Source organism: Rhizobium sp. P40RR-XXII (assembly GCF_012641405.1).
Lineage (GTDB): Bacteria > Pseudomonadota > Alphaproteobacteria > Rhizobiales > Rhizobiaceae > Rhizobium.
Genome location: NZ_JABAII010000012.1, coordinates 171,985 through 186,770 on the forward strand (window position 1 = coordinate 171,985; position 14,786 = coordinate 186,770).

The following is a 14,786-nucleotide window of genomic DNA, read 5'->3' on the forward strand; positions in this document are numbered from 1 at the left end:
ACAAGATTGGAAAGAGGGTAGGTGGAACATGGACTCGGCACTCACGGAACATCAGGACGCCAACCAGGAAGCCCCAGAGGCCGCACTTCCCGTCAGCGAGCTGCTGACTAGCCCCGAGCGCTTCATCAACCGCGAATTTTCCTGGCTGCAGTTCAATCGTCGCGTCCTAGAAGAAACGTTGAACACCGTCCATCCGCTGCTGGAGCGCGTTCGTTTTCTGTCCATCTCCGCCGCCAACCTGGATGAATTCTTCATGGTGCGCGTCGCCGGCCTCGAAGGCCAGGTTCGCCAGAAGATCCTGGTGCGCACGCCCGACGGCAAGACACCAGCCGAGCAGCTCGACGACATCCTGCGCGAGATCGACAACCTGCAGATGGAGCAGCAAGCCTCGCTCGCCGTCCTGCAGCAATATCTCGCCAAGGAAGATATTCTGATCGTCCGCCCGGCGGCCCTTTCCGATGCCGATCGCCAGTGGCTCCATACCGAATTCGAACAGGCGATTTTTCCCGTCCTGACGCCGCTCTCCATCGACCCGGCGCATCCTTTCCCGTTCATCCCGAACCTCGGCTTCTCGATCGCGCTGCAGCTTAAGAGCATGAACGGCCGCGAACCCATGACGGCGCTGCTGCGTCTGCCGCCGGCGCTGGATCGCTTCGTGCGCCTGCCGGATGCAAGCAACGTCATCCGCTACATCACGCTGGAAGATGTGGTGAACATCTTCATTCATCGGCTCTATCCCGGCTACGAAGTGCAGGGTTCGGGTACGTTCCGTATCATCCGCGACAGCGATATTGAAGTCGAGGAAGAGGCCGAAGACCTGGTGCGCTTCTTCGAAACCGCGCTGAAGCGCCGCCGCCGCGGTTCCGTGATCCGCATCGAGACCGATTCCGAAATGCCGCTGGAGCTTCGCCAGTTCGTGGTGGACTCGCTGAACGTTCCGGAAAACCGCATCGCGGTTCTGCCCGGCCTGCTCGCGCTCAACACGCTCTCGGAAATCTGTAAGGCCCCGCGGGACGACCTTCGCTTCGAGCCCTACAATGCCCGATTTCCTGAGCGCGTCCGCGAACATGCCGGCGATTGTTTCGCCGCCATCCGCGAAAAGGACATGGTCGTCCACCACCCCTACGAATCCTTCGACGTGGTGGTCCAGTTCCTTCTCCAGGCTGCGCGCGATCCTGACGTTCTGGCGATAAAGCAGACGCTCTATCGTACGTCGAACGACAGCCCGATCGTGCGCGCGCTGATCGACGCGGCCGATCTCGGCAAATCGGTCACGGCTCTGGTGGAGCTGAAGGCCCGTTTCGACGAAGAGGCGAACATTCGCTGGGCGCGCGATCTGGAGCGCGCCGGCGTACAGGTCGTCTTCGGCTTCATCGAGCTCAAGACTCATTCGAAGATGTCGATGGTCGTGCGCCGTGAAGACGCCAAGCTGCGCACCTATTGCCACCTCGGCACCGGCAACTACCATCCGGTCACCGCGAAGATCTATACTGACCTGTCCTATTTCACCTGCGATCCGAAGATCGCCCACGACATGGCGAACATCTTCAACTTCATCACCGGCTATGGTGAGCCGGAGCACGACATGAAGATCGCGGTTTCGCCCTACACGCTCCGCACTCGCATCCTCGAGCATATCGAGGGAGAGATCGAGTTCGCCAAGAGCGGCCACCCGGCGGCGATCTGGATGAAGATGAACTCGCTTGTTGATCCCGACATCATCGACGCCCTCTATCGCGCCAGCAACGCCGGCGTCGAAATCGATCTTGTCGTGCGCGGCATCTGCTGCCTGCGTCCGCAAGTATCAGGTCTTTCGGAAAAGATCCGGGTCAAGTCCATCATCGGCCGCTTCCTTGAGCACAGCCGCATCTTCTGTTTCGGCAATGGCCAGGGTCTGCCGTCCGACAAGGCGCTGGTCTATATCGGCTCTGCGGACATGATGCCGAGAAACCTTGACCGCCGCGTCGAAACCCTTGTCCCGCTCACCAACAAGACCGTGCACGAACAGGTGCTTTCACAGATCATGCTGGGCAATATCATTGACAATCAGCAAAGCTACGAGATATTGCCGGACGGGACTTCACGGCGCATAGAAGTGCGCCAGGGAAAAGAGCCATTTAATGCGCAGCAGTATTTCATGACCAATCCCAGCCTGTCGGGCCGTGGTGAAGCCTTGAAATCCAGTGCACCGAAACTCATCGCTGGGCTGCTGTCGGGCCGCAACAAATAAATTGGACCTGCATGGTTGAATCAGAAGCCCAGGGGCGTCTTCCGGGTATCGCCCCTGTCTCCGTTGTCGATATCGGGTCGAACTCGGTCCGTCTTGTCGTCTATGAAGGCCATTCGCGGTCTCCGACCATCCTTTTCAACGAGAAAGTGCTATGCGGCCTCGGCAAGGGCATAGCGCTGACCGGAAAGATGGACGAGGAAAGCGTGGCGCGGGCGCTGGCCGCGCTGCATCGCTTCAAGGCGCTCTCCGATCAGGCGCGCGCCTCCACCATCTATGTGCTGGCGACAGCCGCAGCGCGCGAGGCCAGCAATGGCCCGCATTTCATTCATCAGGCCGAGGCCATCCTGCAGCGCAAGGTGCGCGTGCTGTCCGGCGAGGAAGAGGCGCGCTTCTCCGCGCTCGGCATCGTCAGCGGCTTCTTTCATCCGGACGGGATCGCCGGCGATCTCGGCGGCGGCTCGCTGGAACTGATCGACATCAAGGACCGGGACATCGGCAAGGGCATTACGCTGCCGCTCGGTGGCCTGCGCCTTTCCGAATATGCCGGCGGCTCGATCGAAAAGGCACGTAGCTTCGCGCGCAAGCATGTCAAGACGGCAAAGCTGTTGAGCAAGGGCGAAGGCCGGACGTTCTATGCGGTCGGCGGCACATGGCGAAACGTCGCCAAGCTGCACATGGAAATCCGCAAATATCCGCTGCATATGATGCAGGGTTATGAAGTGCAGCTCGACGAGATGCTGCGCTTCCTGGATCAGATCGTCGAATCGAAGGATTCAAAGGACCCGGCGTTGCAGGCGGTTTCCAAGCATCGCCGTTCGCTGCTGCCCTTCGGCGCAGTCGCCATGCGCGAAGTGCTGACGGCCATGAAGCCATCGGTTATCTCCTTTTCCGCACAGGGCGTTCGCGAGGGCTATCTCTACTCGCTGCTGACCGAAGCGGAGCGTAACAGCGATCCGCTGCTCGTCGCCGCCGGTGAGCTAGCCATCCTGCGTGCCCGCTCGCCGGAGCATGCCCGTGAACTGGCCGATTGGACCGGGCGGATGATGCCGTTCTTCGGGATCACCGAAACCGATGAGGAAAGCCGCTATCGCCAGGCCGCATGCCTGCTCGCCGATATCAGCTGGCGCGCGCATCCGGATTATCGCGGCTTGCAGGCATTGAACATCATCGCCCATACATCCTTCGTCGGCATCACCCATGCCGGCCGCGCCTTCATTGCGCTTGCCAATTACTATCGTTTCGAAGGATTGAACGACGACGGGGAGACAGAACCGCTGGCGACGATCGCCACCCCACTCTACCTTGAGCGGGCCAAGCTGCTCGGTGGCTTGCTGCGTGTCGTCTACCTCTTCTCGGCGTCGATGCCCGGTATCGTGCGCAACCTGTCGTTCCGCCGCTCGACAAATCCAGATTTGGATCTCGAATTCGTCGTTCCCGCAGAATATCACGATTTTGCCGGCGAGAGGCTGGACGGGCGCCTGCAGCAGCTCGGCAAGCTGACGAACCGCCGGCTGGCCTTCTGCTTTGAATAAATCTGGCTGTTTCCAATAGGTCTGAAGCCTCTCCCCGCATGGCAGGGAGAGGCGATTTTGTCGCGGCTCACTTCGCGTTCAGGAAATCACCGACTTCGAGAAGGCTGAATTCGTTGTCGTCGGCCTTGTCGACGGCGCGGCCCGCCGAGAAGGGCAGGTTGTTGTCGTTGCCGATGATGATATGCGTGGCATCGACGCGGTCGACATTCTCGATGGTGACGAACGGCATGTTGTAGAAGCCTTCGCCGCCGCCCTGGCGGCGCTTGTGATCGGGATCTTCGATGCGCAGCAGGTCGATGTAGCCGATCTTGCGAACGGATTTGCCGACATTGGCATCGCTGAACTCGATCTTGTAGACGCGCTTCAGCTCGGCCGGGGCCTCGAAGCAATCCGGCTTCGGCTGCTTGGGATCGGCGCAAGCCTTGTCCTTCGTGCCGGCGCCGTTGTCGCGTTCGATGACCAAGGCCGTCGTTTCGTCGAGCATGTTGAAGTCGCCGATCGAGACGCCCTTGTCCGCGAAAGGATAGAGCCAGCTGCGGCCGGTCCAGCTCTTGGAGGCGACGTTGAATTCGATGACGCGGATGGCCGTCTTGCCGTCGACGCTCTCCATCTGGCCGTCATCCTTGTAGATCGGACCTTCCAGCAGACCATAGAGCTTGGAGCCGTCCTTCGACATGGCAAGGCCCTCGAAGCCGCCCGAGCGCTTCAGGTTGAAGGCCGGCATCTTCTGCGTGGGGTTGCCGGGCAGCTGCAGCAGGGCATTGTCGGGAGACATGACCGGCTTGCCGTCGAGCGCCGTCGCGAAGACGTCGGTCAGCTGGCCGTTCGTATCGAACTTCAAAAGATAAGGCCCGAATTCGTCGCCGATCCAGAAGCCGTCGGCAACCGGCTGGATCGATTCGATATCGAAATCGGCACCGGTCAGGTAGCGCTTTTCGGCGCCTTCGAGAACGATCGGGAAGGGGGCCTTCTTGTTCGGATCGGAGAGGAACAGGTTCTTGACGACCTCGACCTTGCCGCTATCCCAGTTGAACTTGAGCTGATGCAGGAAGAGCATCGCATCCGAGGAGTTCTGCTTGGAGCCGAAGCCATTGTCGGAGAGCGTCCAGAAGGTTCCGTCCGGCATGGTCTTGATGCCGGAAAAGCCCTGGATCGGCTGACCGGCGAAGGGCAGCTTCAGGTCGGTGACACGGGCGCCGTCCTTGCCGGGCACCGTGCCGGGCGCATCAGTGCGCTTGCGGTCCGGCGTGGTGAACTTGCCGGATGTCTTCAGGAAGTCGGGCGCGTCCGCAGGCGCGTCGGCGATCGTGTTGGCCGGGAGGATGGCCTGTCCCACGAGCTTTGCCTTGAATTGCTGCTCGGCCTGGGCCGAGGCGGCAAGCAGAAGGAAGAGTGCCGTGGAGGCGGAAAGGATTCGGGTCATCATGTCACCTTGTTGGCGAGGAGTGGCGAAAACGATCCGGCTTAGCAGGCGAGCCATGTCGGCGAATTAACGCTCAGGTGAAGATTTGGTGACTGTGGACAACCTATAAGGTGTGAAGCTCAGACGAGCATCGATCTGAAAATGCAGCCAGTATTTTGCATTGCTTACAATCTGCCGCGGACCGTCTTGAGAACTTCTCGGCTCTGCGTATGAAGCGCGATCACGCCGAGAGGCTGATCGCGGCCGCGAACGGCATGCTCGCCGAGCTCTTCCTTGATGATCGCCTCGGGCAGCTCGAGCTGTCTGGCAAGATCGCTCGAAATCAGCACCTGGCGTTCCAGCGTCTTGCAGAGCGATTCCAGCCTTGCGGTGGTATTCACCGTGTCGCCGAAATAGGCGATCTTGTGATGGTCGACGCCGATTTCGCCCGTCACGATGCTGCCGCCATGCAAAGCGGCGCGCAGACGCGGCACCCTGCCATAGGATTTCAGCCACGTCTCGGCGTTCTTTTCGATATCGTCGAGGATATTAAAGACGCAGCGCACGCAATTGGCATTCTTCACGCCGCGGCGAAGCGGCCAGGTGATGATGGCGGCATCACCGATATAATCGTCGATCGCGCCCTTGTGCCGCCGTACGGGCTCCGCTATGGCGCCGAACACTGCGCCCAGGAATTCCTGTGTCTTGAGGTCGCCGTGCTCTTCCGCAAAGGCAGTGGAGCCGACGAGATCGATGAACAGAAAGACGCGTTCCTCCTGCACCGGATTGCGGTATCGGCCGGTCAGCAGGCTGAGGAAGACGTCGCGGCCGAGCAGTTCCCGCACGCGGCCGATGAAGATGATGACGGCGGTCACCAGAACGGCATAGATGTAGACGTCTATCTTCAGTACCGTCACGTCTTTCCATGACGCTTCGACCAGGCCTAGCAATTTCAAAAGACTGCCCGCCATGGCATAGCCGACGCTCATCAGGATGAAATCGACGATGAGAGCCGAAAGAATAAAGGCAGGCGTCGGCAGGCGATGCATCCAGACGTTTAGCCGCGGCAGGATCATGCGGCGTTCAAAGGCGAGCAGCGGCATGCCGCAGAACACGGCGAAGATCGCGCCGATATACATTGGCGATTGCGGGAAGAATATCTTGCCGTAGATCACGCCGGTCGAGGCGACAAGCAGCGATATCAGGATCCAGTTGCGTATCGAATGGAGAACGCCCATTCATTTTTCCGCCGAGAAGCGACGCCTGTCATCGACGCGGAATTGCGTCGGCAAACCGGAACGTCATCGAATAGAACGATTACATCAGACGTTCATTCCACGAGATTTGCGGCGCAATCGTGATTGCAGCCGCCGTAACGCTCCGCGAATCATACGCAATTGCAAGGGATTGGGGAAGGATAATGTCGCCGCTAGAGGGTGACGGTCTCGATCCGCTTGCCGACGAAGCGCAGAGCCACCTGGCCCTGGATCAGCTGCAGGGCCGTCTCGCCGAAAAGATCGCGCCGCCAGCCGGTCAAGGCCGCCACATCGGCTTTCTCTCCTTCGGCGGCGATCTTGTCGAGATCGTCGCTGTTGGCGATCACTTTCGGTGCGACGCCATGCTTTTCGGCGATGAGCTTCAGCAGCACTTTCAGCAGTTCCGAGGCGGCGGCGGTGCCTTCCGGGGCCTGCTGATGGCGCGGCGGATGCGGCATGTCCGATTTCGGCAATGCCAGCGCCGCATTGATCGCCTCGAGCACAGCCGCACCGGCGGCCGAACGCTCCCAGCCCTTGGGGATGGTGCGCAGCCGCGCCAGCGCCTCGCTGTCCTTTGGCTGCTGCTGGGCGATCTCATAGATCGCGTCATCCTTCAGCACGCGGGCGCGCGGCACGTTGCGGGCACGCGCCTCACGTTCGCGCCATGCGGCCACATATTTCAGAACTGCGAGTTCCTGCGGCTTGCGCAGCCGCATCTTCAGTCGCTGCCAGGCGTCGTCGGGATGCAGATCGTAGGTCTCGCGTGCCTCGAGGATTGCCATTTCCTCCTGCAGCCAGGATGCGCGCCCCTCGCGCTTCAGTTGCTCATCGAGCGAGAGATAGACGTCTCGCAGATGGGTCACGTCGGCCAGTGCATAGTCCAGCTGCTTTTCCGAGAGGGGACGCCGGCTCCAATCGGTAAATCGCGAGGATTTGTCGATATGGACGCTCTTGATGCGGCTGACGAGCTGATCGTACGAAACCGAATCGCCGAAGCCGCAGACCATCGCCGCCACCTGCGTATCGAAGATCGGATGCGGAATGAGGTTGCCGCGATGGAAAATGATTTCGATATCCTGGCGCGCGGCGTGGAATACCTTCAGAACCGAAGAATTGGCCATCAGCTCGAAAAACGGCGCGAGATCCAGACCCTTGGCCAGCGGATCCACCAGCACCTCGGTCGTTGGGCTTGCCATCTGTATCAGACACAGCTCCGGCCAGAAGGTCGTTTCTCGCAGGAATTCCGTATCGATGGTAATAAATTCCGACTTGGCCAGCTCTTGGCAGGCCGCCTCCAATTGGGCGGTAGTTTCGATCATCTCAACACATTCATCGGTAAAATAGTTGTTTAACTTCCTTCTCCTTTCAGCCGGATATGTCAATACTTTCGCGAGCAAAGCCTTTGCCGCATTTCGCTTTTGGCTGAAATTAATGGAAGCGAATGGCGCTTCGGTCGCAACCGGATAGGTGTCAGCGCCGTTTGTTGCTGCTTATGCCACACGCACGTAGCTGGTCATGCCCGTCTTCTGATGCTCGATGATGTGGCAATGCAGCAGCCAGTCGCCGGGATTGTCGGCGACGAAAGCGAGCTGAACCTTTTCATCCGGCTGGATCAGATAGGTGTCCGACACGAATGGCTGTACCTGCCGCGTCGAGGAGGACAGAACCGTGAAGCTCATCCCGTGCAGATGGATCGGATGGCTGTGCGGGGTGACGTTTTCCATGTCGATGACATAGCTCTTGCCGAGCTTGAGTTCGGCAAGCGGCGCAGTCGGATCGGGAGTGTCGCCGGGCCACGGCACCTTGTTAATGGCCCAGAAGCTGTAGCCGAGCGAACCGCAGATGCTGTTGTCGGCTGTATTTTCCGCCGTGGCGCTGAGAATGAGCGGGATATGTATTGCCACGCCAAGATCGGCCTTCTGCACGGGATTGTCTTCCAGCGACGCCAGATCGCGGACATCGCGCTTCAGCGAGCTGCCGACCGCGCGCAGCATTGCCAGCACCTTCGGATCGGTGCCCTTGATATCTTCGAGCTTAACGATTGCGCCTTCTCTGTCGGGCATGCGCACGGCTAGCTCCAGCCGCTGTCCCGGTCCGAGCTGCAGCAGATCGAGCGGAAAACGCTGCGGCACCGGATTGCCGTCGATCGCGATCACGGTCGCCTCTGCGCCGTCCATGCGGAAGGAATAGATGCGCGTGACGTCGGTGATCGCGATGCGCAGGCGCACCAGGCCGCCGGAAGGGGCGTCATATTGCGGCTGCTGCTGCCAGTTCGCGGTCCGGACCGTCCCGTAGGTGCCGGATTTGGCCGCATCGCGAGGCCGGAACTGCGCGATGAACTGTCCGTCTCCGCCCAGACGCCAATCGCGCAGATTGAGTACCACTTCCGAATCGAACGCCGGATCCTTGGGATTTTCGACGACGATGACGCCGGTCATGCCATGGCCCATCTGCTCCAGCGTGTTGCAATGCGGATGATACCAGAAGGTGCCGGCATCGGGCGGAGTGAAGGCGTAGTCGAAGTGATCGCCGGTATAGACATAGGGCTGGGTAAGGAACGGCACGCCGTCCATGGCATTCGGAAGGCGAATGCCGTGCCAGTGGATGGTCGTCGGATCGTCTATGCCGTTGATGAGCCGGGTCGCGAAGGCCTCGCCCTTTCTCATGCGCACGACCGGCGGCGTGCCGTTGTCGCCATAGGTGAGCACATTCCTGGTCGCGCCGCCATTCGTCAGATTAGCCTCGATCTTGGCCGTCTTCAACGTGAGCGGCTCGGCCGCCGCCGCCTTGCCCGCAAATTTCCCGGCAATGCCGAGACCAACGCCATAGGCTCCGGCAACGGCTGAAGCTTTCAGGAGATTGCGGCGGGTGAGGATCGGCATGTCATGCTCCGGGGCGAAGATCTATGGATGCCTGTTTAAAGTTGACCTCGATGTTCAGCAATAGCATCGGGGTAGCCAAACTGCCGCAGAGGCTACTTGCGGATGCCGATATGCGTGGCGGATGAAGCAGCTTTAAGCCGACTTCCGGAGTTCGAGCCTTGACAAATCGGGCGCACCATGCGCTTTTCCGCCCGATTTTCTCGTCGGCGGGCGAGGGGTCTGCGTGTCCTTGCGCCGCCGCCCGCCAAGTCCAGGATATATATTATGCATCGTTATCGCAGCCACACATGCGCCGCCCTGCGCAAGTCCGACGTCGGTTCGACCGTCCGCATTTCCGGCTGGGTTCATCGCGTCCGAGATCATGGCGGCGTGCTGTTCATCGACCTGCGCGATCACTATGGCATCACACAGGTCGTTGCCGACCCGGATTCTCCGGCCTTCAAGCTTGCCGAGACCGTTCGCGGCGAATGGGTCGTCCGCATTGACGGTCTGGTGAAGGCTCGTACGGAAGACACCGTCAACAAGAACATGCCGACCGGCGAGATCGAGCTTTATGCTCAGGAGATCGAAGTGCTGTCGGCCGCCAAGGAACTGCCGCTGCCGGTTTTCGGCGAGCCGGACTATCCGGAAGACGTTCGTCTCAAGTATCGCTTCCTCGACCTTCGCCGCGAAACGCTGCATCGGAACATCGTCAAGCGCACGCAGGTTATCTCCTCCATGCGCCGTCATATGGGCGAAGTGGGCTTCACCGAATACACCACGCCGATCCTGACAGCTTCGTCGCCGGAAGGCGCACGCGACTTCCTGGTACCTAGCCGCATTCATCCCGGCACGTTTTACGCACTGCCGCAGGCGCCGCAGCAATATAAGCAGCTCCTGATGGTTGCGGGCTTCGACCGTTACTTCCAGATCGCGCCGTGCTTCCGCGACGAAGACCCGCGTGCCGACCGTCTGCCGGGCGAATTCTACCAGCTCGACCTCGAAATGAGCTTCGTGACGCAGGAAGACGTGTGGGACACGATGGCCCCTCTGATGACCCAGGTGTTCGAAGAGTTCGCCGACGGCAAGCCGGTCACCAAGGAATGGCCGCGCATTCCCTATGACGAGGCGATCCGCAAATACGGCTCCGACAAGCCCGACCTGCGCAACCCGATCGTCATGGAAGCGGTAACCGACCATTTCGCCGGCTCCGGCTTCAAGGTCTTCGCCAACATGATCGCCTCGAACCCGAAGGTTCAGGTCTGGGCGATTCCGGCCAAGACCGGCGGCTCCAGAGCTTTCTGCGACCGCATGAACGCCTGGGCGCAGAGCCAGGGTCAGCCGGGCCTCGGCTACATCTTCTGGCGCAAGGAGGGCGAGACGCTCGAAGGCGCCGGCCCGCTTGCCAAGAACATCGGCGAGGAGCGCACGGATGCGATCCGCACCCAGCTCGGTCTCGATGACGGCGATGCCTGCTTCTTCGTCGCCGGCGATCCCGCCAAATTCTACAAGTTTGCCGGCGAAGCCCGCACCAGGGCCGGCGAGGAGCTGAACCTGGTCGACCGCGATCGCTTCGAGCTTTGCTGGATCGTCGACTTCCCGTTCTTCGAATGGAGCGAGGAAGAAAAGAAGGTCGATTTTGCGCACAACCCGTTCTCGATGCCGCAAGGTGGCCTCGAGGCGCTGCAGAACCAGGATCCGCTCACAATCAAGGCTTTCCAATACGACGCCGTCTGCAACGGCTTCGAGATTGCTTCGGGCTCGATCCGTAACCAGTCGCCGGAAACCATGGTCGCCGCTTTCGAAAAGGTCGGCCTCAGCCAGGCGGATGTCGAGGAGCGTTTCGGCGGTCTCTACCGCGCCTTCCAGTATGGCGCGCCTCCGCATGGTGGTGCTGCCTTCGGTATCGACCGTATCGTCATGCTGCTGGTCGGTGCCAAGAACCTGCGCGAGATTTCGCTGTTCCCGATGAACCAGCAGGCACAGGATCTGTTGATGGGCGCTCCCTCGGCCGCAACGCCGACGCAGCTGCGCGAACTGGCCATCCGTCCGGTACCGCCGGTCAAGAAGGACTGAGCTCCTTCAAGTTTGATGAAATACAAAACCCGGCGACCGAAATCGCCGGGTTTTTGTTTGGCATGTTAATATCAGCTAGATTGCTGCATAGATCGCATCGCGAAGATCGATGGTGAACTGGCCCCACATGCCCTCGAGCGTGGTGTTGGTAAGCGCCACGACCGTCAGCTTTTCCGCAGGGTCGACAAACCAGCTGTGGCCGTAGACGCCGCCCCATTTGATCGTGCCGGCGGAGAAGGGGGCCTGTGCCGCGACAGGATCGGTAACGACGGACCAGCCGTAGCCGAAGCCGAAACCGGCTTGCAGCGGCTGCATATGGCCGCCGGCTTGATCGGTCATCATCGTCCTCACCGTATCGGCCGACAGCAGCGGTGCGCCGCCTTTCCGTATCGCTTCCAGAATGGCAAGGATGTCATCCGCGGTTCCAGCCATGCCCGCGCCGCCGGAGTGGTAGGAGCCGGGATCGAATATCCTGTCCGGCGCAAAGCGGATCGTGCTATCGAGGATCGGCACGAGCGCCTCCTCCTCCATCCGTTGCGGCTCCGACGCGCCATTTACATAGGCGGCAGCTAGGCGACTGCGGTCGCGGACGGAGAAGGCGGTGTCGGAGAGACCGAGCGGCTTCGTGACAAGCTCCGCAACCGCATCGCCGAGAACGCCGCCGGTTTCCTTCTCGATGACGCCGCCGAGCACGTCCATTGCGAGCGAATATTCCCAGCCTTCGCCGGGTGCGAAACGCAGGGAAGCGCTCCCAAGACGGCGCAGGTTTTCCGCAAGCGGCAGGCCGGGTTGGTCGAGCCCGTCCGACACGCCGGCGCGGATGTAGGGGTCATTTTCGTTACTCGAGAATGCGTAGCCCAAGCCGGATGTATGGGACAGCAGATGCCGGATGCGGATCACCGCCTCGCCACCGTCAGGCAACCTTGGCCTGAAATCCGGAAGCCATTTGGTGATCGGATCGTCAAGCCCGATGCGGCCCTGTTCGATGAGCCGCATGGCGGTGATGGTAACGATCGGCTTGGTGACGGAGGCAAGACGGAAGATGGCGTCCTCCTGCATAGCCACCCTGTTTTCACGATCCGCCAGACCGGCGGCGCGGCGATAGACCGGTTCGCCGTCCCGGGCGATCAGGACCACAGTTCCGACCAGTCTTTTATCCGCCAAGGCGGTATCAATGGCCGCATCGATGCCTTTGGTCAGAATACCGTGGCCCGATCGGGCGGAATTTTCCAGGGCAAGACTCATGGTGCAAAACCTTCTATAATCACAATGACCGTTCCTGAATAACCCAGATCGGAGAATAATTCTAGAGTGACCATTGTGAAAAATAGCGGAGTGACCGAAAATTCCCCGCCCCGCAAGCGTGGGCGCCCGCCTGCCTTTGATCGCGAGACGGTTCTTGCTTCAGCGCGGGACACGTTTTGGAAACATGGCTACGATGGCTCATCCATCGCCGATTTGACGGCTGCGATGGGGATCACGCCACAGAGCCTCTATGCTGCTTTCGGTTCGAAGGCGGAGCTTTATCGGGAGACGCTCGAACAGTACCGCCGCATGCCGCGGCCGGAACCCGGCAATCCATTTCAGGAGAAGGTGGATACGGTGGCCGCTTTCGAGCGCTTCCTGACGAACTCCGCCAAGATTTTCACTGCCCCGGAACATCCGAAAGGCTGCATGATATCGACGGCGGTGCTGAACTGCGCCGAGGAGAACGAACCGATCGCCCACCATGTCGCATCGATGCGCTTGCAGACGCTCGATATCTTCACCGCCCGGATCGAGCGCGGTATTGCGGAAGGTGACATGCGACCGGACGCCGACGCTCGTTCGCTTGCCCGTTTTCTGGGCGCAATCGTGCAGGGCATGTCCGTCCAGGCGCGCGACGGTGCGACCACGGATGAATTGCTTGCCTTGTTGTCGCATGCTCTCAGCGAACTGCGGAAATATCAGCTCCGGCAAGAAACCTAACTCGCCGCAAAGGAAAACCCGGCGACCGAGATCGCCGGGTTTCCGAATAGTGCCGGGAGCGGCGGCTTAGTCGTTCGAGGAAACCTTGAGGCCGATGACCTGCGGGATCGAGTTCGGAGCGCCCATGGCGGCGCCGATGATCATCGGCACCGGTACCGGCTTGCCCGGAGCGGCGGTGACGGTCAGGCTCTTCGGATTGTCGAGATAGGCGCTGACAGCTGTGGACACGGCGTTCTGCAGTTCCGGAATGTTGAGCTGCGCCATCATGATCGGCGTCATCGCCTTCAGCGTATCTGCCAGCTGCTTGCCCGTGACGCCCTGCTGCTTGCCGGCGAAATCGAGCGCGCGCGCGGTAATCGAGGCGTCGTCGAAGCGGATCGCAGCGCTGTTGAAGGTCAGCTGCTGGAGGAGGCCTAGCATGGCGAGGCCAGCCGACTGTTGCGCTTCCTGCTGGTTCGGATTGGAGCGAACCGTCTTGAGCGCTTCCTGCATCGACTTCGCGAAAGCGGGCGTGTAGCCGGAAATGCTGAAGGCGAGGTTCAGCTTGCCGATATCCTTGAAGTCGAAGGAATATTCGGTGATGTCGATCGTGCCCGGACCGATCTCCCAGCTGCCCTTCATCGCGATGGTGCCATCGATCTGCTGCAGCTTGAGCGCTTCGATCGCTTCCTTGGACTTCTGGTCGTCGACCTTGCTGAGATCGGCTTTGACACCGTTGATCTTTGCGTCGAAGTCGAGGCCCGACTTGTCGTCGCGCTTGTTCATTGTCGCGTCGGCGCCCTCGATCGAGAACACTTCGGTGCCGTCCTTGGTGACGGAGACCTCTCCTGCATGGGCACTCTTGTAGTAGAGAAGCGAGGCGAGGTCGCCCTTGGTTGCGTCAGCCGGAATTTCGACGCCGCTCAGCTTGAGGTCGCTGGCGGAAACAGCCGCGCCATCTTTTTTGAAATCGACATCCGCGAAGTCGATTTCCTCGATCGTGTAACCGCCGTTGTTTTCTTCGACGCCGTCCATGGTGATGTCGCCGAGCGGGATGCTGTCTTCCATGCCGGCCGCCTTGAAGCTTGCGCCCTTCAGCGTCACGGTGCTACCGTCGACATCGATACCTCCAGCAGCAATCGAAGCGCCCTGCTGGCCGTAGATGTCGTTGATCTTCTTCAGCAGGTCGTTGCCATCAAGGGCGAAGGCCGAGCTGGCGAAGGACAGGATGGCTGCGCTGCAGAGCATCAGCCGCGTGGTCCGATAGAAAGTCATTATGGCGTTTCCTCGTTGAGCCGGTGGTATCGGCGGGGGTGTACAGATTGCGCGTGTACTGCGCCGACTTATATTGGTCTTTCTCCGAAAATCCAATGACAATGAGTGTAGGGCGCGAGTGCAGCAAAAATGTATCTGCAACCATCTCGCCGGACGCCTGAAACGCCTTCATCCACAGGTGCTTTTCGCTGATTTCTTGCCGGGAAT

The 14,786-nt window shown here is 60.4% G+C and carries 10 protein-coding genes; 4 read left to right on the top strand and 6 right to left on the bottom strand.

Translation table 11 applies throughout. The features are described 5' to 3' along the window. Window positions 1–28 precede the first annotated feature (28 nt). Complete coding sequence (locus HGP16_RS22300; RefSeq protein WP_168842168.1) at window positions 29–2,230, top strand: RNA degradosome polyphosphate kinase; 2,202 nt, start codon at window positions 29–31, stop codon at window positions 2,228–2,230. An 11-nt stretch (window positions 2,231–2,241) separates the two neighbouring features. Continuing rightward, complete coding sequence (ppx, locus tag HGP16_RS22305; protein ID WP_168842169.1) at window positions 2,242–3,762, top strand: exopolyphosphatase; 1,521 nt, start codon at window positions 2,242–2,244, stop codon at window positions 3,760–3,762. Window positions 3,763–3,829: 67 nt separating this feature from the next. On the opposite strand, the gene HGP16_RS22310 is transcribed toward ppx, so the two are convergent. From HGP16_RS22310 to HGP16_RS22325, 4 genes are all read right to left on the bottom strand, one after another. Next, on the bottom strand, window positions 3,830–5,185 hold the full coding sequence (locus tag HGP16_RS22310; protein ID WP_168842201.1) for an esterase-like activity of phytase family protein: 1,356 nt from the start codon (window positions 5,183–5,185) through the stop codon (window positions 3,830–3,832). A gap of 164 nt (window positions 5,186–5,349) precedes the next feature. Beyond that, entirely contained in the window at window positions 5,350–6,402 is a 1,053-nt protein-coding gene (locus tag HGP16_RS22315; RefSeq protein ID WP_168842170.1) for an adenylate/guanylate cyclase domain-containing protein, read from the bottom strand. 191 nt (window positions 6,403–6,593) lie between these two features. Continuing rightward, window positions 6,594–7,739 (bottom strand): ribonuclease D, encoded by a 1,146-nt coding sequence (gene rnd / locus HGP16_RS22320; RefSeq protein ID WP_168842171.1) that lies wholly within the window; start codon window positions 7,737–7,739, stop codon window positions 6,594–6,596. Window positions 7,740–7,910: 171 nt separating this feature from the next. Beyond that, entirely contained in the window at window positions 7,911–9,302 is a 1,392-nt protein-coding gene (locus HGP16_RS22325; RefSeq protein WP_168842172.1) for a multicopper oxidase family protein, read from the bottom strand. Between the two features lie 264 nt (window positions 9,303–9,566). On the opposite strand from HGP16_RS22325, the gene aspS reads away from it, so the two are divergent. Beyond that, window positions 9,567–11,357, top strand: a complete 1,791-nt coding sequence (gene aspS / locus HGP16_RS22330; protein WP_168842173.1) for an aspartate--tRNA ligase — start codon at window positions 9,567–9,569, stop codon at window positions 11,355–11,357. A gap of 75 nt (window positions 11,358–11,432) precedes the next feature. Here aspS and HGP16_RS22335 read toward each other — a convergent pair whose 3' ends face one another. Then, the gene (locus HGP16_RS22335) at window positions 11,433–12,602 is read right to left on the bottom strand and encodes a serine hydrolase domain-containing protein (RefSeq protein ID WP_168842174.1); all 1,170 of its coding nucleotides are present in this window, start codon (window positions 12,600–12,602) and stop codon (window positions 11,433–11,435) included. 66 nt (window positions 12,603–12,668) lie between these two features. Here HGP16_RS22335 and HGP16_RS22340 point away from each other — a divergent pair, with 66 nt between their 5' ends. Continuing rightward, on the top strand, window positions 12,669–13,325 hold the full coding sequence (locus tag HGP16_RS22340; protein ID WP_312862924.1) for a TetR/AcrR family transcriptional regulator: 657 nt from the start codon (window positions 12,669–12,671) through the stop codon (window positions 13,323–13,325). 66 nt (window positions 13,326–13,391) lie between these two features. Here the strand turns inward: HGP16_RS22340 and HGP16_RS22345 are convergent, their stop codons facing one another. Next, window positions 13,392–14,579 carry a hypothetical protein gene (locus HGP16_RS22345; protein ID WP_168842175.1) on the bottom strand — a complete coding sequence of 396 codons (1,188 nt, stop codon included), beginning with the start codon at window positions 14,577–14,579 and terminating at the stop codon, window positions 13,392–13,394. Window positions 14,580–14,786: the final 207 nt, after the last annotated feature.

Coding starts and splice junctions, on each gene's coding strand:
- ppx (WP_168842169.1), top strand. CDS start 2,242: ATGGTTGAATCAGAAGCCCAGGGGCGTCTTCCGGGTATCGCCCCTGTC.
- HGP16_RS22335 (WP_168842174.1), bottom strand. CDS start 12,602: ATGAGTCTTGCCCTGGAAAATTCCGCCCGATCGGGCCACGGTATTCTG.
- HGP16_RS22325 (WP_168842172.1), bottom strand. CDS start 9,302: ATGCCGATCCTCACCCGCCGCAATCTCCTGAAAGCTTCAGCCGTTGCC.
- HGP16_RS22345 (WP_168842175.1), bottom strand. CDS start 14,579: ATGACTTTCTATCGGACCACGCGGCTGATGCTCTGCAGCGCAGCCATC.
- aspS (WP_168842173.1), top strand. CDS start 9,567: ATGCATCGTTATCGCAGCCACACATGCGCCGCCCTGCGCAAGTCCGAC.
- HGP16_RS22310 (WP_168842201.1), bottom strand. CDS start 5,185: ATGACCCGAATCCTTTCCGCCTCCACGGCACTCTTCCTTCTGCTTGCC.
- rnd (WP_168842171.1), bottom strand. CDS start 7,739: ATGATCGAAACTACCGCCCAATTGGAGGCGGCCTGCCAAGAGCTGGCC.
- HGP16_RS22300 (WP_168842168.1), top strand. CDS start 29: ATGGACTCGGCACTCACGGAACATCAGGACGCCAACCAGGAAGCCCCA.
- HGP16_RS22315 (WP_168842170.1), bottom strand. CDS start 6,402: ATGGGCGTTCTCCATTCGATACGCAACTGGATCCTGATATCGCTGCTT.